This is a genomic window from Enterobacter sp. BNK-18 (assembly GCF_047456135.1).
GTDB lineage: Bacteria > Pseudomonadota > Gammaproteobacteria > Enterobacterales > Enterobacteriaceae > Enterobacter > Enterobacter ludwigii.
In genome coordinates this window covers 317,287-337,441 of record NZ_CP179899.1, presented here as the reverse complement: position 1 = coordinate 337,441, position 20,155 = coordinate 317,287, and the positions used below count along the sequence as shown (strand labels likewise).

Genomic DNA, 20,155 nt, shown 5'->3' with positions numbered 1-20,155 from the left:
GCTCACGTTGACGGCGCCGCGGGATCGGCAAGCATCGCATCGGCGATATCCAGCATAACCCGCAGGCGATCCATATGCCGGAGGTCAGAGTGATACCCTACCCATATATCTTTGGACGGCGGTGGCTCCGGCATGCTGATAGCCGCTAAGCCGGTGATGGCATCACCAAGCGGGCGCGGTAACACGGCGATGCCCATTCCGCGCTGGCACATCTGTGCCTGTACGGCCCGGCTGGTACTGGTGAACACACGTCGTGACTGGGGGAACCTGTCGAGCAGCCAGGCGACGTCAGAGAAGTGGGATTGTGCCGTGTTCATCAGAATAAGCCCCACTGCGGCCGGATCACGTCGGGCGATATCGGCGATTTCCGGCGTTCCATATAGCGCATAGGGGATGCGCATCAGGCGGCGCTGGACAATATCCGGTTCGGTAAAGGGAACGATGCGAAACGCAATGTCGGCATCACGCCGCGACAGGTTAAGTAAGCGGTAGCTTGCGATAAGCTCCGGCACAATCGCCGGATGGCGGCGCGTCAGTTCCTCCAGGACCGGTGCGAGAACATAGTTGGCAAACCACTCTGCTGAAGAGATCCGCAATATCCCTTCAAGACGTTCGTGATTACCGGCGAGACGCCGCTCCATCGCCAGCGCGGAGTTTTCCATCGCTTCTGCCAGCTTCAGCACCCTGTCGCCGGCGTCGGTCAAAACCAGACCCTCCTGTGTCCGGCGAAATAGCGCTTGCTGCGCCTCTTCCTCAAGCGCCTTTATCCGGCGACCAATCGTCGGATGGCTCACACCCAGGCTTCGTGCCGCCTCGCCGAAAGAGCCCTTACGCATAACTGCAAGAAATACCCGGACGTCGCCCCATTCCATGCCAGTGTCTCACCGTACAAAAATGAACATTGAATATACAAAAGTGGCAGTTCCAAAACAACTTTGTCGATATCACTATAGCGTCCTCACCCCCCCAGTCAGAAAATGAATGACATGTACAAATTAAAAGACAAAGTGGCGATTGTAACCGGTGGTTCCAAAGGCATCGGAGCCGGGATTGCCCGTCAACTGGCGGCTGACGGCGCGAAGGTCATTGTCAATTACGCGTCAGGCAAAAGTAGTGCTGATCACGTCGTTGCCGATATACAGGCTGCCGGTGGGCAGGCGGTAGCGGTCGCGGCGGATGTCACCCGTCAGGCTGAGGTTGAGGTGCTGGTTAACGCGGCCATCGACATTTTCGGGCGGCTGGACATTGTGGTGAACAACGCCGGCATTTATGAGTTCGCCCGCATTGAAGAGAGCACAGAGGCACTCTACCGCAGACAATTCGACATCAATGTTCTGGGCCCGCTGTTAATGTCCGGCGCTGCTGCGCCGCATCTGAATAAAGGCAGCAGCATCATTAACATCAGTTCGTTCGTCACCCGCGTCTTTATCGCCGAGAGTGCCATCTACAGCGGCACCAAAGGGGCGATCGATGCTATTACCGGGGTACTGTCACGAGAACTCGGCCCCCGGGGAATTCGCGTCAACGCTGTCAACCCTGGCCTTATCGAAACGGAAGGCAGTCATAGTGCAGGCGCGATGAACTCGGACTTCCAGACATGGAATGAAAAGCAGACCCCACTCGGCCGCATCGGTCAGGTGCAGGATGTTGCGCCGATCGTCTCATTTCTCGCATCAGACGATGCGGGATGGATCTCCGGTGAGGTGATTCTTGCCTCTGGTGGCATGCGCTAACGCCCTGCCTCTCAATCTCTGCACATAACCGTTACCTGTGGAGTGTTCCATGTCGCCCCCTATCCTCCCGCAAGCCGAGCCGCGTCGCTGGGCAATGTTTGTCATCCTGCTGGTTGGCGCATTTTTGCCCCCGCTCGATTTTTTTATCGTCAATGTTGCGCTACCTGCTATTCAGGACGAGCTGAGCGCCTCTTCCTCTGCTGAACAGCTGGTCATTTCGTCCTATGCAGCCGTGTATGCCGTAACCTTAATTACCGGCGGTCGTCTGGGTGATATTTATGGTCGTGGGAAGATGTTTTTTATAGGGCTTATCGGTTTTGCGGTGGCATCGCTGCTGTGCGGTTTAGCCTGGTCACCATGGGTACTGATTAGTGGACGCGTGTTACAGGGTGCTACGGCCGCGATTATGGCGCCTCAGGCATTGGCTTCCGTACAGGCCATTTTTCCGGAAGCGGAAAAACCGTTCGCGTTGAGTATCTATGGCGCTGTATTTGGCCTGGCCTCGGTTATCGGGCAGGTAATGGGCGGTATCCTGATCTCAGCGGATCTGTTTCACCTGGGATGGCGGGCTATTTTTCTCGTTAACTTGCCGGTGGCGCTGCTGGTCATTCTCTTCGGGCTGCCACTGCTGAAAGAGACGCGTGCGCCATCCGCACAACGACTGGACCCGGTCGGCATGTTACTGGCGACCGCCACGTTGAGTGCGCTGATTGTGCCGTTAATTGAAGGCCGTGAAGCGGGATGGCCCTGGTGGACATGGCTGTCATTTCTGGCTGTCCCTCTGCTGGCGTCGCTGTTATGGCGTTATGAGCGTCGCCTTAGCCAGAACGGCGGTTCGCCTCTGCTTGATCCGGTCGTATTACGCGCGCCGGGGCTGGGCCAGGGGCTGGCGATCGTTTTGCTGTTTTATTCTATCGGGGCCTTCTTTCTTTTGTTCTCCGTTTATCTACAAGATGCGTTGCAGTTAAACGCCCTGACTGCGGGCCTGCTTTTTCTGCCTTTTGGCGTGGGTTTTCTGATCGGTCCGTTGCTAACACCTTATCTGAGACGTTTTGTCGGCAATTACCTGAGCGCAATCGGGATGGGATGCGAGACGTTGGGGTTAGCAGGCCTGGCAGGGTTGATTGCCCATACCATGACGGGTAGCGCACCGGCCATGCTGCCGCTCGCCGTATTGCTTTTTATCACCGGCCTCGGCCAGGGACTGGCGATGCCGACGCTGGTCCGGATGGTGACAGGCCGCGTTGCACCGGCGTTTTCAGGCATGATTGCCGGGGTAACCAGCTCGACACTCCAAATCAGCACTGCGCTGAGCGTCGCCGTCATCGGTGGCATTTTTTACAGCATGCTGGACACCGGCAGAAGCGGCGCAAATATTACGCATGCCTTTATCGTCGCCCTTCTGGCGATGGCGATATGCCTGGCCACGGGTGCCGCGCTAAGCATCCGGCTTATCCGGCAGGCCTCCGGTTTATTTTCTGCTGCGAGCGGCGCGTCTATCAAGTAACGTAACAGACAATCAACTGGCTGAGGCGTGGACATCCTTGCTCATGTTCCTCCCCAGCGTGCCGTTTACCCGCAGCAGGTACTCATGCGTCAACCTGAGAAAAAATCATGAAAAAATCGATAGTCCCTGAAGAATTCCAACATTATTTCGATGACTGGCACTTCTCGCCTGTCATCGAAGCAGATGGCACGGTGTATCTCTCTGGTGTTACCGCGGCACGGAAGGACAAACCGATAAGTCAGCATCCGGAAGAACAATTCCATGATGCGTTTTATAAGCTTGGTGTTTATTTGAAAGCCGCAGGCTTAGGGTATGAAAATATTCTTGAGATGACCACTTTTCATATTGATCTTAAAAAACATATAGACGTTTTTTCTAAGGTGAAAGATGAATATGTTAAGGCACCCTACCCGGCGTGGACTGCCATAGGCGTATCAGCGTTCATTCCAGAAAATGCGCTGGTGGAAATGCGGATTGTGGCTAAAAAGTAGTGCCGCCGTGTGTCCCCAAATCACCCCAGGCACGAACCGGATCGACTTAAGCGCCGCAAGGTCTGCTACGAACAAACGGCAGACCTCGACGAGACGACAATGTCTTCATCAACTGCAATAGGCTATGTTTACAGATTCAGAAACTCTGGCAATGGCACTGCGGCCAGAAAATGGGACTTGCCGATGAATGCAGAGAACCTTCCTGTGGTACTTATCCCGGGATTTATGCTTGATGAAACACTGTGGGACGATTTTATCACCGCATTTCCCGAGCGCAGGCTCTTTATACCTGCGAGCCTGAGCCAGGGAACCACAATCCAGGACATAGCCGCTAACATAGTCCAGAAACTACCGGAGCGTTTTGTGCTGGCCGGCTTTTCGCTAGGTGGTTATGTTGCCAGAGCTATTTATGAGGCTTTTCCGGAACGGACAGCGGCGATGATCCTCATTGCCACGTCTCTCAGAGAGGATTCGGCAGAACAGATAAATACCCGTGTTGCTGCAGCGAATATCAATTCCTCCAGAGAATTTAGTGGGCTGAGCACAACGGCCATTAGAAAATCACTTCATGCTGATCTCGCCAGTAATACGGCCATTATTGAGAAAATCCGTAATATGGGAAAAAGGCTGGGAGCCGATGTATTCAGAGTTCAGTCAGGGCTAAACCGCGGGCGAATAACGTTAAGACCCATTTTATGCCCGACCTACGTTATTGCAGCGAAACATGATCGGCTGCGTTCAACGGAGGAGGCAGAAGAACTCGCCAGGCTAACCGGAACCTGTGTGGATTATGTTGACGGTTGTGGACATCTTATTCCTCTGGAAAAACCGGATGAACTGGCCCAGCGTGTGTCCAGATGGCTCGATAAAACAGGCCTTTAAAATAACGTTGATGCAAACAGAGTCCCCCTATTCTCTGCGAATCAAACGCCAGGTCATTTTTCTTAGATGTCTGCTTCTGGCCTCTGCTACGCATTTTCGGCTATCGGAGTTGGGAAATCGACAGTGACCAGCAGCCCGCCTTCTGCAGACGTACACAGGCCTACGCTGCTGTTGTGTTGCTGTGCAACCGCGTTGACGATGGCAAGTCCCAGTCCACTCCCGCTTTGCATCTGGTTGGGGTCGCGAAAAAATCGGTCGAATACACGCTCCCTCAATTCAGGCCGAATACCGGGCCCGGCATCTGAGACACGAAGCTGCGTGGCTTTATCCCGCGATCGTATCTCTACTTCAACCCGTCCGCCCTCAGGGCTGTACTTGACTGCGTTCTCAATCAAATTGTCAATCAGCGACATCAGGCGCTCCCTGATGCCTGTGATCCAGACTTCATCATCAGAGACGAATTCAAGCTCTATCCTGCGCTCCGTAGCCAGCGGTTCCAGTGCAGCCATTCGCTCCTGAATGAGCGTCGTCAGCGGCACTGGCTGCATAACGGTATCAATACGTGCTTCACTGTGCATCATCAGCAACAATTGATTGACGAGTCGGGCGGCCCGGCTGTTGCTGCGAATAATCCCCGCCAGTAATTCCTGTTGAGTCTCATTGCTTACATACGACTGCAGCGCCTCCACGTTGATTCGCATTGCAGCCAGAGGAGTACGCAGCTCGTGAGCGGCATCAGCAATGAAAATCCGTTCCCTTTCCGCGCTTTCGCGCACCCTGGCAAGAAACACGTTTATCGCGTCCACCATTTGGCGAAGCTCCCTGTGTTTTGGCATGGCTTTTAATGGAGAGAGATCGTCTGGCGTTCGCAAGGATATTTCATTTACGACCTTGCTCCAGGGTCGCATTGCAATACGAATTGACAGCCACGCGGGAAATAAAAGAAAAGGAATGCACACCAGTAGCGGCAATATGTAATAGCCACGCGAGTTCAGGTAGATAAAGAAGTTCCAGCCTCCGGCAGGCGTCACAAGTGTCACCTCCACATCGGAGTTCCCGGATTTGAGCGTACGGCTGGTCCAGGTGCGCCCCTCACTCTCAATGCGCTGTAATTCCCCAAATTGGGTGTTTACGACCCCTGTTGGTGCGCCATCAGATGAATAAATTATCTCGTTATGTTTGCGAATAATGAGGCTGATTGACAGTTCAGGATCTTCACCTCCGCCATATCCCTCCCGCAACGCCTTACTGAACGTGTTCAGCACATCGGTGCGTTCCTGGGGGCGATCGTCCATACTGTCCACCAGCGTAAAAAGGGTTTCGTAGGTCTTACTGCCCGTTAATATCGGGGGGCTACGCAAGTCCTCCCACAAAACAAAAGTCAAAAAAAGACACCACAGCAAGGTCAGCAGCAGCATCTGGGCGATGATGATTCGCCGAACGAGCGTGGGGAGTCTCAGGGTGCGCCAGATATTTCGCATCAATCACCGCCTTTGTAGATCGGTACAGTATCAATGACATACCCCACCCCTCTCACCGTTCGCACATAACCGTCCCCGATTTTTCGACGCAAATTCCCCATATGCACGTCGAGAGCATTACTCAGATTTTCTTTGGTGCCGAAAATTCTTTCTTCCAGAAATCGTCGTGTAAGCACGCGGTCAACGCGCAACATTAACGTTTCAAGCAGCGCGTATTCACTTGCCGTCAACTCCACGTGACGGGCACTCACCGTCACGCGACGCGTTGGCACATGAAGAGATAACCCTCTGATTTCTATCGCCTCATTCTGAAAACCGTAACTGCGTCGCGCAAGCGCTCTTACCCTGGCCAACAACTCGGCAAGAATAAAAGGTTTAACAAGGTAATCGTCTGCACCGGCATCCAGCCCACACAGGCGATCCTGTAGCGTGCCTCGAGCAGTCAGGATGATGACAGGGATCCCCTTGAACTGTTGCCGCAAGCAGGTCATCAGGCCCATGCCATCGCCATCGGGCAGTCCCAGGTCGAGCAATATCAGTTCTGGCACGCAGGCATCAAGCTGATGCAGCGCATCCTCTTTGCGGCGAACCCATATGACATCAACCCATTGATCTGCAAGGGCGATCCGCACGCCATTGCCCAGATCCAGGTCGTCTTCGATTAGTAGAATTTTCACATTGGTAACGGTATCAACAGTGAATGAAGAACGTCTTAAGAAAAAAACGGTTTCGATAAATCTATCAGGTTTACTGCAGCGGTACTTGCTTCAGCGTTTCTTCATTTTCGGCTCATAAGAACCTTAGGGTGCGTATTCAAACTGAGAAAACTGGCGTGAATAACCGCTTGTATCGTCATCATTTGAATCCACAAGGACTTCTTTAATGAGAAACATCGCACTGCGTCATCAGTTTCCTCCTTTGCTCCCGCCTCGCAGCCTGAAAAAAATAGTGCCGGGAGTCGTTCTGGCGTTTCTGACCACCCCGACACTGGCGGCAGAACAGAACCAGGGTAACGTGTTGACCCTGGGGGGAGGTGTGGATATTGCGCCACGCTATTCTGGTTCGGATAAAAGCCGCGCCACTACAGCATTAGTGCTTGATTACTCCATGGCAAATGGCGTCTTTATCAGCACCACTCGGGGTATCGGTTACGGTAACAGTGTCGGTAAACTGGATTACAACGCTGCGCTGAGCTATCGCGCTGGTCGCAAGGATCGTGACGTGAACAGCGATTCAATAAGCTCCGGCAGTGACGACTTGCGGGGTATGGGTGACGTCAAAGGCTCGGCCATCATTGTGCCCGGACTGGGGTATAAGGTGACCGACTGGCTGAGTGTGCAATTGCAGGCTGAAGTGCCGATTTCTGAAAGAAACAACGGTGAGGCCCTGCATTTCGGGATTATCAGCCCGCTTTATACATCACCGAAAAATTCGCTGACGCTGGCGCTGACCACCAGTTGGGGATCCAGCAAATACATGCAGACTTACTACGGCGTGAATGCTGCACAGTCAGCAGCATCGGGGTTTTCCCAACATGATGCTGGATCCGGTATTTATGCTTACTCGCTGAATGTGGACTGGACCCACAAGCTCACCCCAGACTGGAGCGTAGCTGTCGCAACAGGTATTACGCAGTTGACGGGAGATGCAGGCAATAGCCCCATTGTTCAACGAAAAACGTCGCCCACGGGAAGTTTGAAAGTGACGTACAGCTTCTGATCGTGATGGGATGAGTGCTTCCCGACGACTTCTCGCTCTGAACTCTCAATAATATGTTTTCGTTCCGCCCCTGTCAGATAACGGGGCGGCACTCAACACGCCCTGATGCCCCCCTGACTCGGGGCATCAGAATCAATGATGCACTCTGGCGATCAGGCAGCTTTAACGGCTCTGATTTTCTTACTGCCAGCCGCATCTGGCTCTGGGTTATCTGTGGCAGTGGCGGCATTGAGATCGGGAAGCTTGCTGGTACGCAGAATATGCTGCACGGCCTCTTTCTGCTCGGCGAGATACAGCCCAAGATTTTCAGCCTGCGTTTCATCCATCTGCATGCCGCTTTGCAACAGCCAGTCGGTGAACGCTTCTGCCATGTCGAGCAGTTTGTCGTGAGCGTCAGCCTCTTTTTTACTGGCAAATGTCATTTTCTCTTCACCTTTTCGTACGACAACGTATTTTGTTTCAACAGCCATTATGCACCTCTCATACTGTATTTATATACAGTATAGCATTTCCAGAATTGTGTTGCAGTCAAATTGTACTTTCGTTTTAGCCCGAGCCCGCAGACCACTGTGTCAGTAGCGCATGCAGTTTGGCTGGCTCCAGCGGCTTACGCAACACCAGGTAGCCTTCCTGCTCCGCTTCCAGCAAAACCGGCGAGTTAAACTCCCCGCTGACCATCGCGCCGCTCATGTCGGGCAGACGTTCGAAAAGTGCTTTCAGGATGTCGAACCCGCTTTCGCCGGATCGCAGGCGCTGGTCGCACAGTACAGCAAATGGCGTGAAACCGTCGTCAATGATGGCAAAAGCGTCTTCGGCCGAGGCCGCGCAGCGCACGTTAATCCCCCAGAGGCTCATCAGGCTTTCCCAGGCGGACGTCACCAGCGGATCGTCGTCAACGATCAGGCAGGAGCCATGCAGTGGCGCATAGCGTACCGGTGTAGCGATGTTGTCACCGGCGGGCAGTGGATCCACCGCTTTCACGTCACCCGTGTATTGCGTAAAGCGCATCCAGAAGCGCGAACCTTTGCCTTCAATGGAGTGCATTCCATACTTCACGTTCATCAGCTTGGCACAGCGGGCAACCACCGCCAGGCCCAGCCCGTGCCCTGCGCTGTCGATCTTCCATGCCAGCTCGGGGCGGTAGTAAGGCGAGAAGATTTTGCTTTTTTCGTCGTCGGCGATCCCGACCCCGGTGTCCCATACTTCCACCAGACACTCGACACCGCGCGGACGGATCGCAACCAGCACACCGCCCTGTTGCGTATAGCGAAGGGCATTTTGTATCAGGTTAATCAAGGACTGACGCACCAGCAGCGGGTCACCCATCACGAAGAGGCGACGTTTGGGCCGCCAGGTTCGCAGCCGCAGTGCGCGACTGTTGGCCTCTTCGCGAAACAGGGTGATCACCGAGTCGAGAAGCGTGCCGATGTCCACGCGTGTAGGGGCGGTCATTACATTGCCAGATTCAATTTTGCTGAGATCGAGCAGGGAATTGAACATCAGGTGCACCGAACGAACGCTCTGTTGCAGGTCAAGCAGCTGCGGCGTCAGGCTGTCGTCCTGGTTTCTGTGGATAATGGCTTCGATCAAAAAGCCCATGGCATGCACTGGCTGGCGCAGATCGTGGCTGGCGGTCGTCAGGAACTGATTTTTATCGAGCAACGCCTGTTCCGCTTCTTCTTTGGCCTGCCGGAACTGCTCCGCCAGGCGTGAGCTTTGCTCTTCCAGCAGTGCTTGCTGGATAAAGAACGCGTGGGACGTTAACGCATGGCGGTAGATTGCGAAGCCGTACAGCAGATTCAGCATCAGCACGATGAACATCAGGTCATCCAGTCGCAGGATGATACCGAGAGTCAGAACCCCCCAGGAGGCAAAGAAAAACCGTGTGAAGGTGCTGATGACCGGCGTCAGATGCGTCGCATTGGCAGCGACAATAGCGGCAATGCTGATATTAAGGAGCAGGAAAAAGTCAAAATTCTGCGTCTGCGGGGTAATTAAATAGAGTGATGAAATCCCCAGCCCGTGAAAAAAGGCCACCTTATTAATGCGCGGAAGCCAGCGGCGCAGGACGGCCTCATCATCATTTTCTTTAACCTCTTGCTGATAGCGCCGATGCACTATTCGGATCGCCACAGCACAGAGCAAGTAAATTATTATCCAGGTAATGGTGGGACCCAGATCGTCCCCCAGCAAATGGATCCAGATAGCGAAAGGAATGCCGACAAAAGGCACAGCGCTAAAGCTGAATACCAGCCGCAGAAACGTATTATTCAGCAGGCGAATTTGCGCGGGGGGAGAGATGCCATCGTTCTGTGAACCCTGGAAAAACCTCATTCCGACGGCTCCCGTTTGCCATGCAGTAGCGTGATGGCTTCCACCCGACTGTTAACGCCTATCTTTTTCAGAATATTGCTGATGTGTTCTTTTACCGTGGGCTCAGAAATAGAAAGCTGGGCGGCAATTCTCTTATTTGGCAGGCCGCGCATAATCATATTCAAAACATCAATTTGCCGCGGCGTTAAGTTAAATTTACTTAACTGCTCATTATTCGTCTTAACGGCACATTCGTTTGCACAAGGAAACCATGTCAGATTATCCGCCAGGGCAAAAACGGCCCGTGAGAATAATTCAGGAGGTTCGCTTTTCAATACGAAACCGTGTCCTCCGGCCGTATGCACTTTCTGCCAGATATCGTTATTTTCATCCCCACTGACGACCAGGAGGCGCACCTGAGGGTAACGTTGTTTCACTTCTTTGAGTAATTTCAACGCCGTACCGGAAGATAGCCAAAAATCGATTACCAGTAAACGTGGCGGGCCATTTTCCCTAATATGACGGTAGCAATCTTCTTCATTCGTCACGACATACGCCTGTTTGAACCGGCAATGTGTAATCAGAAAATTGGCGATGCCGCTTGCTACCAATGGATGATCATCAACGACCAACGCATAATTCTGCCCCAAAGGAATCTCCTTTCACCTTCGCGTATCTGAGAGTACAGATGAATTATTATCGACCCACCCTACTTTAGGAGGGTTTTTTCAATTAGGAAAGAGAAATATATTACCCGCTGATTTGGGTAATAGAAAACATAAATACAATCAGTGATTTTAACTGGTTGGATATAAAGGATAATTTATGAAAAGACCACTAATCGCTTTAACCGTTACGTTGATGCTAGCCGGTTGTTCCACCCTGAAAACCGATCAGGCTATTCCATTGCTGCAGGCGGAAACCGCTAAAATGCTGGGGCTGGGCTCGTCGGACGAAATAACGGTGACCAACGTGAATGGTGCCCAGCCGGATGCGTTGGGCGGCCAAAAACTTTCTTATCGCGCCACGACAGAAAAAGGGCGAATTTTCGATTGCTCATCAATGATGATGCCTGGAATTTTAGGATCTGCGCCGACGCTAAGCGCGCCGACCTGTACGCCGGTTGTCACGCATAAATAATTTCCTCAATACCAAAAGGCGTACAAATAATAACGCCTTTTAAATTTCCCGACACATTTGAGTTTCATATAAAAACGATTTTCCAGACATCATGCTAATGAGTACGGAGATAGCCCGTGAATAACTCTACATCGCATTCTTTAGCGGTTAAGACACCGCTTTCCAGACTTTACCTCGCTCTATTTTCCGCACCGCTGTTGATGCTCTCCCCTGCCGATTTCGCTCGCGCAGCGGATGCCATTTTTGACGGCGATGCGCGTGTTACCGAATCTTTAGGTTACACCGGCGATGTTTACGTCGGCCGTAACCAACGTGGGAACCTGCTGATCGATAATGGCAAAATCACTGCCTATAACATCAATATCGGTCGACTGTTCAACGGACAAATTTATGAAAGCGCGGTCACGGTCCGCGGACCAAATGCTGAGCTGAACGCGGTTAACGATCAGTACATTCTGCGTGGTGGCCTGAATCTTGGCCTGGGCACCCTGCGAGTCGAAGACGGTGCGCTGGCCAGCGCGAAGGAGATCGTGGTCGGTACCACCCGTGGCTACGACAGCCACCTAATCGCTACGGGCGCCGGTTCACGCGTAGTGAGTAATTTTCTCAGCGTTGGCACTGACCTGGGTGCCCGCTCCACGCTGGCGATTGAAAACGGTGCGACGCTCAACACCACCTACGATGCCCGTATCGGCAATGGTTCCGGCCCAGATGAAACCGACAAGCTGAGCCCGAAAGCTACTGTCACGGGATCCGGTTCGCAATGGAATGTTGGCCGTACGCTCACGCTTTATGGCGATCTGGACGTGCTCAACGGCGGAGCGGTTAACGTGGGCAACATTCAGGTGGCGGGCGTCTCTGGCGCGCGTAAAACCGCCGAGCTGGTTATCGCGGGCGAGGGCTCGCGTTTTACCAGTGCCAGCAGCGTTAGCGTTGGCGATTACGGCAATGGCGTACTGTCGGTCATGGACGGCGGTGCATTTTCCGCAGGCAGTAACGAGCTGGTAGTGGGGATGACGGGTTCCGGCTCGAACCGGGGCGCGCTGATAATCGGCAGCCGCGGCAATATGGACTCCGGCACCGGTTTAACGGAGCCGACCCTCGGCGCGGCGGGCGGCGCGGGCACTCTTGATGCGAAGACGGCAATCAGCCTTCGGGGTGGGTTATTCGGCAGCTATGTCTACTTCAACCATACCGACGGAAATTACGTTTTCAGCAACAAGATGAGCGGCGAAGGTGAAGTGATCAATACCTCCGGCCAGACCACGCTGAACGGTGATCTTTCAGGGCTCAAGGCGAACGTGACCGCGCGCGGTGGAAAAGTCATTATTGCCAGCAATATCAACACCCAACCCGAAGACGATATTTTTGATGTGCAGACGCTTAGCGCCGAGAACGGCGGCACGCTGATCCTCAACGCGACGGCGGGATCGGAGGTCAGTAACGGACAAGGTTACAGCAGCGCCGCATCGATCAAAGCCGGCGGCACGCTGGGCGGTGACGGCACGCTGGGCCAGACAGAGATCCTCTCCGGCGGCCATATCTCGCCCGGTGATGGTACTATCGGCACGCTGACGCTGAAACGCTACCTGAACTTTGTGGGTGAATCGTTCTATGACGTTGATATCGCCGGTGACGGCCGCAGCGATCAGTTACTGGTGTCTGGCAAAACGACCATCAGCGATCAGGCTAAAGTACAGGTTACCGCGCTGGATCCGCAGACCAGCTACAAAACGGGCCAAAGCTATCGCATTCTAACCTCCGAGGGGGGAATTGACGGCCAGTTCGCCGGGGCCATCTCCAAATCCGCCTTCCTGGACGTGGCACTGAAACAGAGCACCGACGCTGTCGATCTCACCATCGCGCAGAAAGAGACCGGCGGAGAGAATCCTGGGGGCGAAAACCCGGGTGGTGAGAATCCGGGCGGTGAGAACCCAGGGGGTGAAAATCCGGGTGGTGAGAATCCAGGCGGCGAGAACCCAGGGGGTGAAAATCCGGGTGGTGAAAACCCAGGCGGCGAGAATCCAGGTGGAGAAAATCCAGGAAGCGGTAAGCCGGGTATTTTCCAGACGGTAGCCAACACCAGCAACCAGTGGAATACCGCCGGCGCGCTTTCCACGCTGACACAAAACGGCCCTTCCCTGGCGCTGTATAACTCTCTGCTGGTACTCAGCGCACCGCAAGCGCGCGAGGCGTTCAACCAGCTGTCAGGTGAAGTTTACCCGTCGGTACAGTCTAACCTGATCGCCGGCAGCACTCAGCTGTTCAACGTACTGAACCAGCGCATGCAGCGCGCGTTCGATAATGACAGTCTGCCGATACCGCCGTTAGCGATGTCGCTGGTACAACAGCCGGAGCAACAAAATAACGGCGTATGGGGCCAGACCTTCAGTTCCTGGAGCAGAACGAGCGGCAACGGTAACGCAGGCAAGCTGGACGGCAACACCACCGGCTTCCTGCTGGGCGCGGATCGCACGTTGGCTGACCATAACGTACGTGTCGGGGGGTACTTCGGCTATAGCCGTGGTGATTACGACGTCGATAGCCGTCGTTCATCCACGGATACCGACAACTATCACCTTGGCCTGTATGCCGCAGGGCAACAGAATGCGTTCTCACTGCGCGGCGCGCTGGGTTACACCTGGCACAAGATTGAAGGCGAGCGCAACGTTGATTTCAGTGGTTTCTCGGACCGCCTGAAGTCAGATTATGACGCCAACTCGCTGCTGGCGTTTACCGAGGCGGGCTACCGTTTTGGCCAGCCGGCGATGAATGTTGAACCGTTTATCAACCTGTCCTGGATTCGACTGCATACCGACAGTTTCAGGGAAGATGGCGGTGCCGCCGCGCTGAGCGTGCGTAATGAAACGATGAACACCTTCTACTCCACGCTCGGGATGCGCGGCGTCACCGAACTGCCGAAAAACGTTAACCTGTATGGTTCGTTGGGCTGGCAGCACGCCTACGGGGATAAAAACACCTCATCGCGGATGGCATTTGCCGGCAGTGACGCGTTCATCACCCAGGGCCAGGCCGTTGATGAGGACGTGATGGTGGGCGATATCGGCGTCAGCGTACAGCTGTCGCGCGCTGCGACGCTGGATGTCGGTTATCAGGGGCAACTCGGTCAAGACACCCGCATCAATTCGGTCAACGCTAACCTGCGCTGGTCGTTCTGATTACCCTTTTCAGCATTTATACAGACCCGCGTACTGCGGGTCTTTTTTTGTCCGTTTTCTGTCCATCGCAAACTGATATCTGGTGAGGCTGACCTGTTCCCATCGGTTAACACACCAGGGTATTCGTCGTGAGCGTTTCGCCACGACAGCACACAATCGGCTCTGTCGAATTACGTCAAAACACATATATGCTTAAATCAGAGAGCATCAATTAATGAAAGACATATTCCCGTCAACACATATCAGGAGGTCTGTTTGCGAATTGAAACAACTCGATTGTGCATGCGCCCGGTAATGGCATCAGACGTAGCCGATCTTTTCAGAATTTATGGTGATCCGGCGACGAACACGTTTAACCCCGCAGGCCCCTATCCGGATATTGATCATGCAAAAACAGTTCTCAATCGCTGGCTCGCCCACTGGCAAACTCACAGCTTTGGTAGCTTCGCCATATCGCTTCTCGAATCCCCTGAAAAAATCATCGGATTTGGTGGTCTGAGCATCCGTTGCTATGGCGATAGTGTGATTAACAATCTTGGGTATCGGTTATCGACAGATGCCTGGGGAAAAGGCCTGGCGACAGAATTTGCTACACGCGCGGTAAGGTATGGTTTTGATGATAGGAAACTCACCGAGATCTCAGCCGTTGTCAGAGCTAACCATCTGGCGTCACAGAACGTTCTTGAAAAAACGGGACTGAGATATGTCAGAGATATACATGATATTAAAGACGCACCGCCGAGCCTTTTGTATTCACTCACCTTAACGGAGTGGATGAACAAAACCAGGTAAACATCACCTTCCGTCGTTAAGGTGAAAAAAACGCATACAGTTAAATGCCAGTGGGTTATGTTTTCACGTGAGCGTATATTAAAACGACAAACTCGGTGAGTATAAATTCATTTTAAGGCATGGAAGTTGAGGTCCTGGTGAGAAGACGTTATGTGATTGCAGATGTGTTTACTGATAAACCGTTTTGCGGTAATCCGGTAGCTGTCGTTCTGGATGCCGAGGGATTGACCACTGAGCAAATGCAGCTGCTCGCGTTAGAATTTGGCTACAGTGAAACGACGTTTGTTTTACCTCCTGAAGAACCATCACATACGGCTTGGGTACGGATTTTTACCCCGACGCGTGAAATACCTTTCGCTGGTCATCCCAATATTGGGACTGCTTTTGTCCTGGCGTATCAGGCTGAACTGAATGGCGAATCGCTACCTGAAACGCTGATATTCGAAGAAGCCGCCGGGCGGGTACCTGTCAGGATTATCAGAGAAAATGCAAAGGTCACGGGTGCAGAGCTTCTTGTTCCGCAACCTTTATCCTGCCATTCAGAAGTCAGTCCAGAAAACGTGGCGGCCTGCCTCTCTCTTGAAGCCAGTGATATACGCACTGAAATGCATATGCCTGTCGTCGCCTCTGTTGGCCTGCCTTTTTTGATTGTCGAACTCGCGACCCGAAATGCGCTTCGCTGTTGCGTACCCAATTTGCAGGGTTTCCGGGCTATTTTGCCCCTCGACGGTGCGGTGTCCATTTACGCCTATACGCTGGAAACGGATCCTGAAGACCCGTGTGATTTACAGGCCCGGATGTTTACGCCACGCATGACCGAAGATCCGGCAACAGGCAGCGCGACTGGCGCAGTAACAGCCCTGCTGGCCCAGCTTCGCAATAAAAAAGAGCTCTCTCTTCGCGTAAGCCAGGGCGTTGATATGGGGCGCGCCAGCATATTATTTTCAGGCTATGACGGCACTGCAGAAATCCCGTCAGTTCGGGTAGGAGGAAAAAGCGTTATTGTCATGGAAGGTTCATTTACATTGCCCTGACGGCCGCGGTGAATGAGGTGCGGATGTCAGATTCCTGCAAAATCATGCATTTATTGTTTTTTATTATCTATATTTTTCTTTTTAAAATTTTCTCCGCCAATTCGGCGCCAATTTTACCTTTCATTGTTTTTAATATTTTAAAAAGAGTAAGTTCATTCTTGAATCGTGACTTCCTTTCAACGTAAAATTCCTTATACTCCCCGGGTAATATTTCTGATAAAAGATATCTTTCCTTTAATTCAGCAGATTCAATTAAAAACCCCTTTGCTTGTTCTTCCGTCAACGCAGGAAGCATCAAGAAAAATAAAGGATTTAAACGTTCTGTCATTCCAATAAATCTTTTCAAATAATGCTGTGGAACACCGCGTATTGCAAAAACCGTCGCCAGCTCAGATTCGTTTAGAAAATCGATAGCTTCACGTTTTGAAAAAAATAAAGGTATCACATATCTTCCGTTATGTTTTTGTGCAAATTTAAAGTATGAACCTGAAACATTATCTTCCTCTCTTTCCATCAAAATCCAGAAAGGTTCTCCAATCCAATCTTTTGTAGGTAAAGCTGAGTTTATTAAATAATCAGCAACCAATATATTGAATTTTGGTAAATCCTCAGTTGTTAGTAAAGTAATACCATGCTTTTCTGCATATTCTTTTGCGCCACTCTGGTAACCAGACTTACTGACTATAACCCCGATAATGTTCCCAATATCAGTAACTTTGTTACAAAAAGGCATAATAGTATCACGATCAAGAGGACGATTATGATATTTGCACTCTATCGCTACGCGATGTATGACGCCTGCATTTTCAAATTGATAAAAAACATCTATTTGATATTCACCTTTTAATCCTTTGAGTTTAACGTTACGACTAACTTCTACCCCATTATCTCTTGGATTAAGCAAGGTAGAATAAACGTACTGAGTATAACTTTCTAAATCATTCCATGTTTTGAACATTTTCATCACCTAACTAACAAAATTATTCTAATAGAATTCCTATTCTACTGTATTGGTATTCGATTTGCTAATTATGATAAATGTAACAGTATCCATACACTATTTAAGTTTCAGATACTTCGGAGTAATGGAGGTGATATGCTCACCTCAGAACAATACATGTATCCTATGATAAGAAGAAATATAGTGCAGAGTTCAACGCAATGGCTTCTTGACCAGCTCTTCAAGCTGGCATTATCTGTAGATAAGTTTTGTACCATTTTTTAATGAAGGAGTTCACATGCTAAAGGTAATTATTAAAGATTTTATTAAATCCGAGTATGTCGGTATCCTTCTTCTTTTTTACCACAAACTCATCTCGGCAACGAAGAAAGAACCGTTGTGTATTGTTTGTGGTTTATACAGGTATGGAAAGGATCAAAGGCTTTTTATTTTCATTGAAGATTGGCCTGACCTGGTAGCACTTGACGCGCAATACACCAAGGAGCATTTCACTCGGTTTTGATCAATACGCGCGTAAAGTAGCGCAGTACATTCTGATGGATGGTAAGGTGGATCCATAGAGATAAAGTTCGCACCTGCCAAAAAGCGGACCGAAATAAGAGCCGCAAGGTCTGCTATCAGCAAGGAATGAACATCAACAATTTTCGACCATAAACAAAAATGTACCCGAGCCCCTAGACCTCGCGTTTTTCTGCCCATTTCAGCATCGCATCGAGAGCCGGACACAGCGCCTGCCCCCACTCAGTGAGCCGATATTCGACTTTCGGTGGAACCTGAGGATACACCCTACGTGACACAATACCGTCGGCCTCCAGCTGCCGCAGCTGTTGTGCCAGCATCTTCTGCGAAATTTCGGGGATCAGTTTTTCAAAATCAGAATAGCGTTGCACCTTTCCGTCGAAAAGATGAAACAGAATAATGAGTTTCCAGCGACCTTCCAGCATTCGCAGAACTTGTTCCACGCCGCTTGCGGCAGATTCCGGGCTATATAACTTACTCATAATTCAGTTGCTCACTTTTTTGTGCGTACTTGCCAATTTTACAGTCTATGTTAAAAATTCCCGTACTGTAAATAACGGGAGTAAGGGCCATGTCATTATCTCTACCGCAAGCTATTTCAACCTATTTTGCGATCGGCAATGGTGCCGATATTGCCAGCGTTAAGCGCTGTTTTACCCTCAATGCCATCGTGTTCGACGAAGGTAAAACCCATCGGGGGCACGCGGCAATCGAAGCGTGGCAACGCGCGGCGCGTGATGCGTTCGACTATAGCGTTCACCCCATTGAAGTTCTCACGCAAGGCGATCGGGTAATAGTCACCTCGAACGTTGTCGGTAATTTTCCCGGCAGCCCCGTGATGCTTACACATACTTTCGGCCTCGCTGGCGACAAGATTGCGACTCTGGAGATAATCTGATGCTGATGGATCTTGATTTACAGGGCAGACGTGTTCTGGTTACCGCAGGTACCAAAGGGATCGGCAAAGCAGTTGTCCGCCTTTTAAAACAGCAAGGGGCAACGGTGCTAACCACCGCGCGTCACGAGCCCGCAGAATCTACCGCAGACGCTTTCGTGGCGGCGGATCTGACCACCATCCAGGGATGTAATTTAGTCGTGGACGCCGTTCAGAAACACCTGGGCGGCGTCGATATCATCATCCACGTAGCAGGCGGTTCTACCGCTCCCGGCGGTGGGTTTGCAGCCCTTGGGGAAGAGGAATGGCAACAGGAGCTCAATCTTAATCTGTTGCCTGCGGTACGCTTAGATCGCGCGTTGTTGCCTGGGATGCTGGCGCAACAGGATGGGGTGATCATCCACGTCACCTCTATTCAGCGTGAACTGCCGTTACCGGAATCGACCACCGGATATGCGGCGGCCAAAGCGGCACTGTCGGCGTACAGCAAAAGCCTGTCGAAAGAGGTGTCCCCTAAGGGAATTCGGGTGGTGCGTGTGGCGCCTGGCTGGGTAGAAACCGAAGCATCGGTAGCGATGGCGGAACGACTTGCTCAGCAGGCTGGAACGGACTACGAGGGCGGTAAGCAGATCATCATGAATGCACTCGGTGGAATTCCGCTGGGCCGTCCCTCAAAGCCCATCGAAGTGGCGAACCTTATCGTCTTCCTTGCGTCATCCTGTGCTGCCACTATTACCGGTACGGAATATGTGATCGATGGCGGTACTGTCCCGACGGTATAATTTTATATCTGAAACAGTGCATTATTTTGAGCCTTAACGTTTCCTCACGACAAACGAGTGGTCAGGCGTAACGTCCGCTTAGGGCACAAAGCGGACCGACATAAGAGCCGCGAGGTCCGCTACGAGCAAGAAACGGACATTCATTTATGCTTTCACGTTTTTGCTTAAAGGGCCTATGGAGTTTTAAATTTATAGACCCTCTCACTCGTTTAGTCGGGGTTATGATCTCTTAGAAAAACGGTCACTACGTCCTTAGGCGGGGTTACACCACTTTCTGAAAGTAGCCAACCTACAGCGCCGCGATGATATGTCCCGTGAAACAACACATGATTGAGCATATCGACCGCCTTCATTTCGCCATACCCGCCATCGACGAACTGGAATTTTATTGTTTCAGTAAGTTGAATGGGTGACATAGAATCGACATGTTGGATATACCAGTCTGTACATTCAGTCATCGTTACCAGAAGTTCATCGGCAGAGGGAGTCTCTGGCGTATTCAGTGCAGTGTAGGAATGTTTCTGGCCGATAATGTTAGCTCTGAAAATCATATCAACCACATGTATGTGGTTCATCAATCTGAGCGTCAGATGGCGCTTTTCTGCATTAACAGACGCATCAATTTTTTTAATCGCTTGCAGCGTTTCAATATCTATCCAGCGCTTGTATCTTAAAAGCGTAATTATCGTTTCAGTACCCATGCGTCACCTCTAGTAACTATTTATGA

21 protein-coding genes are annotated in these 20,155 nt (G+C 51.6%); 12 read left to right on the top strand and 9 right to left on the bottom strand.

Features of this window, described 5'->3' with window-relative positions:
• Positions 1-2: 2 nt before the first annotated feature.
• The gene (locus ACMGG3_RS01605) at positions 3-872 is read right to left on the bottom strand and encodes a LysR family transcriptional regulator (protein WP_047357073.1); all 870 of its coding nucleotides are present in this window, start codon (positions 870-872) and stop codon (positions 3-5) included.
• A gap of 114 nt (positions 873-986) precedes the next feature.
• On the opposite strand from ACMGG3_RS01605, the gene ACMGG3_RS01600 reads away from it, so the two are divergent.
• The 4 genes from ACMGG3_RS01600 to ACMGG3_RS01585 all read left to right on the top strand — a co-directional run bounded on the left by ACMGG3_RS01600 (position 987) and on the right by ACMGG3_RS01585 (position 4,613).
• On the top strand, positions 987-1,733 hold the full coding sequence (locus ACMGG3_RS01600; protein ID WP_414149523.1) for a glucose 1-dehydrogenase: 747 nt from the start codon (positions 987-989) through the stop codon (positions 1,731-1,733).
• Between the two features lie 49 nt (positions 1,734-1,782).
• A complete protein-coding gene (locus ACMGG3_RS01595) occupies positions 1,783-3,240 on the top strand; it encodes an MFS transporter (protein ID WP_414149522.1) in 1,458 nt (485 codons plus the stop codon).
• Between the two features lie 107 nt (positions 3,241-3,347).
• A complete protein-coding gene (locus tag ACMGG3_RS01590) occupies positions 3,348-3,731 on the top strand; it encodes a RidA family protein (protein WP_020885066.1) in 384 nt (127 codons plus the stop codon).
• A gap of 99 nt (positions 3,732-3,830) precedes the next feature.
• Positions 3,831-4,613 (top strand): alpha/beta hydrolase, encoded by a 783-nt coding sequence (locus tag ACMGG3_RS01585; RefSeq protein ID WP_348573838.1) that lies wholly within the window; start codon positions 3,831-3,833, stop codon positions 4,611-4,613.
• An 86-nt stretch (positions 4,614-4,699) separates the two neighbouring features.
• Here the strand turns inward: ACMGG3_RS01585 and ACMGG3_RS01580 are convergent, their stop codons facing one another.
• Both ACMGG3_RS01580 and ACMGG3_RS01575 read right to left on the bottom strand, forming a co-directional pair.
• The gene (locus ACMGG3_RS01580) at positions 4,700-6,094 is read right to left on the bottom strand and encodes a sensor histidine kinase (RefSeq protein WP_148576434.1); all 1,395 of its coding nucleotides are present in this window, start codon (positions 6,092-6,094) and stop codon (positions 4,700-4,702) included.
• The gene (locus tag ACMGG3_RS01575) at positions 6,094-6,771 is read right to left on the bottom strand and encodes a response regulator transcription factor (protein WP_348573839.1); all 678 of its coding nucleotides are present in this window, start codon (positions 6,769-6,771) and stop codon (positions 6,094-6,096) included. Before ACMGG3_RS01575 ends, ACMGG3_RS01580 begins: the two co-directional genes overlap by 1 nt.
• Positions 6,772-6,976: 205 nt before the next feature.
• Here ACMGG3_RS01575 and ACMGG3_RS01570 point away from each other — a divergent pair, with 205 nt between their 5' ends.
• Positions 6,977-7,813 (top strand): MipA/OmpV family protein, encoded by an 837-nt coding sequence (locus ACMGG3_RS01570; protein WP_414149521.1) that lies wholly within the window; start codon positions 6,977-6,979, stop codon positions 7,811-7,813.
• A 152-nt stretch (positions 7,814-7,965) separates the two neighbouring features.
• On the opposite strand, the gene ACMGG3_RS01565 is transcribed toward ACMGG3_RS01570, so the two are convergent.
• The 3 genes from ACMGG3_RS01565 to ACMGG3_RS01555 form a co-directional block, all read right to left on the bottom strand.
• On the bottom strand, positions 7,966-8,283 hold the full coding sequence (locus tag ACMGG3_RS01565) for a YebG family protein (RefSeq protein ID WP_014169017.1): 318 nt from the start codon (positions 8,281-8,283) through the stop codon (positions 7,966-7,968).
• A gap of 76 nt (positions 8,284-8,359) precedes the next feature.
• Entirely contained in the window at positions 8,360-10,147 is a 1,788-nt protein-coding gene (locus ACMGG3_RS01560) for a hybrid sensor histidine kinase/response regulator (RefSeq protein ID WP_025204730.1), read from the bottom strand.
• Entirely contained in the window at positions 10,144-10,776 is a 633-nt protein-coding gene (locus ACMGG3_RS01555; protein WP_040016872.1) for a LuxR C-terminal-related transcriptional regulator, read from the bottom strand. The genes ACMGG3_RS01560 and ACMGG3_RS01555 overlap by 4 nt, the downstream gene beginning before the upstream one ends.
• Before the next feature lie 175 nt (positions 10,777-10,951).
• Between ACMGG3_RS01555 and ACMGG3_RS01550 the strand changes: the two genes are divergently transcribed.
• From ACMGG3_RS01550 to ACMGG3_RS01535, 4 genes are all read left to right on the top strand, one after another.
• Complete coding sequence (locus tag ACMGG3_RS01550; protein ID WP_014169014.1) at positions 10,952-11,266, top strand: lipoprotein; 315 nt, start codon at positions 10,952-10,954, stop codon at positions 11,264-11,266.
• A gap of 116 nt (positions 11,267-11,382) precedes the next feature.
• A complete protein-coding gene (locus tag ACMGG3_RS01545) occupies positions 11,383-14,445 on the top strand; it encodes an autotransporter domain-containing protein (protein ID WP_414149520.1) in 3,063 nt (1,020 codons plus the stop codon).
• Between the two features lie 255 nt (positions 14,446-14,700).
• The gene (locus ACMGG3_RS01540; protein WP_414149519.1) at positions 14,701-15,237 is read left to right on the top strand and encodes a GNAT family N-acetyltransferase; all 537 of its coding nucleotides are present in this window, start codon (positions 14,701-14,703) and stop codon (positions 15,235-15,237) included.
• A gap of 137 nt (positions 15,238-15,374) precedes the next feature.
• Positions 15,375-16,271, top strand: coding sequence for a PhzF family phenazine biosynthesis protein (locus ACMGG3_RS01535; protein WP_406767288.1), 897 nt, complete (start codon positions 15,375-15,377; stop codon positions 16,269-16,271).
• Between the two features lie 67 nt (positions 16,272-16,338).
• On the opposite strand, the gene ACMGG3_RS01530 is transcribed toward ACMGG3_RS01535, so the two are convergent.
• Positions 16,339-17,229 (bottom strand): restriction endonuclease, encoded by an 891-nt coding sequence (locus tag ACMGG3_RS01530; protein WP_395016152.1) that lies wholly within the window; start codon positions 17,227-17,229, stop codon positions 16,339-16,341.
• A 280-nt stretch (positions 17,230-17,509) separates the two neighbouring features.
• Here ACMGG3_RS01530 and ACMGG3_RS01525 point away from each other — a divergent pair, with 280 nt between their 5' ends.
• Positions 17,510-17,734, top strand: a complete 225-nt coding sequence (locus tag ACMGG3_RS01525; protein ID WP_395016154.1) for a putative quinol monooxygenase — start codon at positions 17,510-17,512, stop codon at positions 17,732-17,734.
• A 172-nt stretch (positions 17,735-17,906) separates the two neighbouring features.
• On the opposite strand, the gene ACMGG3_RS01520 is transcribed toward ACMGG3_RS01525, so the two are convergent.
• A complete protein-coding gene (locus ACMGG3_RS01520; protein WP_032681484.1) occupies positions 17,907-18,233 on the bottom strand; it encodes a winged helix-turn-helix transcriptional regulator in 327 nt (108 codons plus the stop codon).
• 89 nt (positions 18,234-18,322) lie between these two features.
• On the opposite strand from ACMGG3_RS01520, the gene ACMGG3_RS01515 reads away from it, so the two are divergent.
• Both ACMGG3_RS01515 and ACMGG3_RS01510 read left to right on the top strand, forming a co-directional pair.
• Entirely contained in the window at positions 18,323-18,649 is a 327-nt protein-coding gene (locus ACMGG3_RS01515) for a nuclear transport factor 2 family protein (protein WP_032681485.1), read from the top strand.
• On the top strand, positions 18,649-19,428 hold the full coding sequence (locus tag ACMGG3_RS01510; RefSeq protein ID WP_047955189.1) for an SDR family oxidoreductase: 780 nt from the start codon (positions 18,649-18,651) through the stop codon (positions 19,426-19,428). The genes ACMGG3_RS01515 and ACMGG3_RS01510 overlap by 1 nt, the downstream gene beginning before the upstream one ends.
• Before the next feature lie 209 nt (positions 19,429-19,637).
• On the opposite strand, the gene ACMGG3_RS01505 is transcribed toward ACMGG3_RS01510, so the two are convergent.
• Complete coding sequence (locus ACMGG3_RS01505; protein WP_014169007.1) at positions 19,638-20,129, bottom strand: DinB family protein; 492 nt, start codon at positions 20,127-20,129, stop codon at positions 19,638-19,640.
• Between the last annotated feature and the right edge of the window lie 26 nt (positions 20,130-20,155).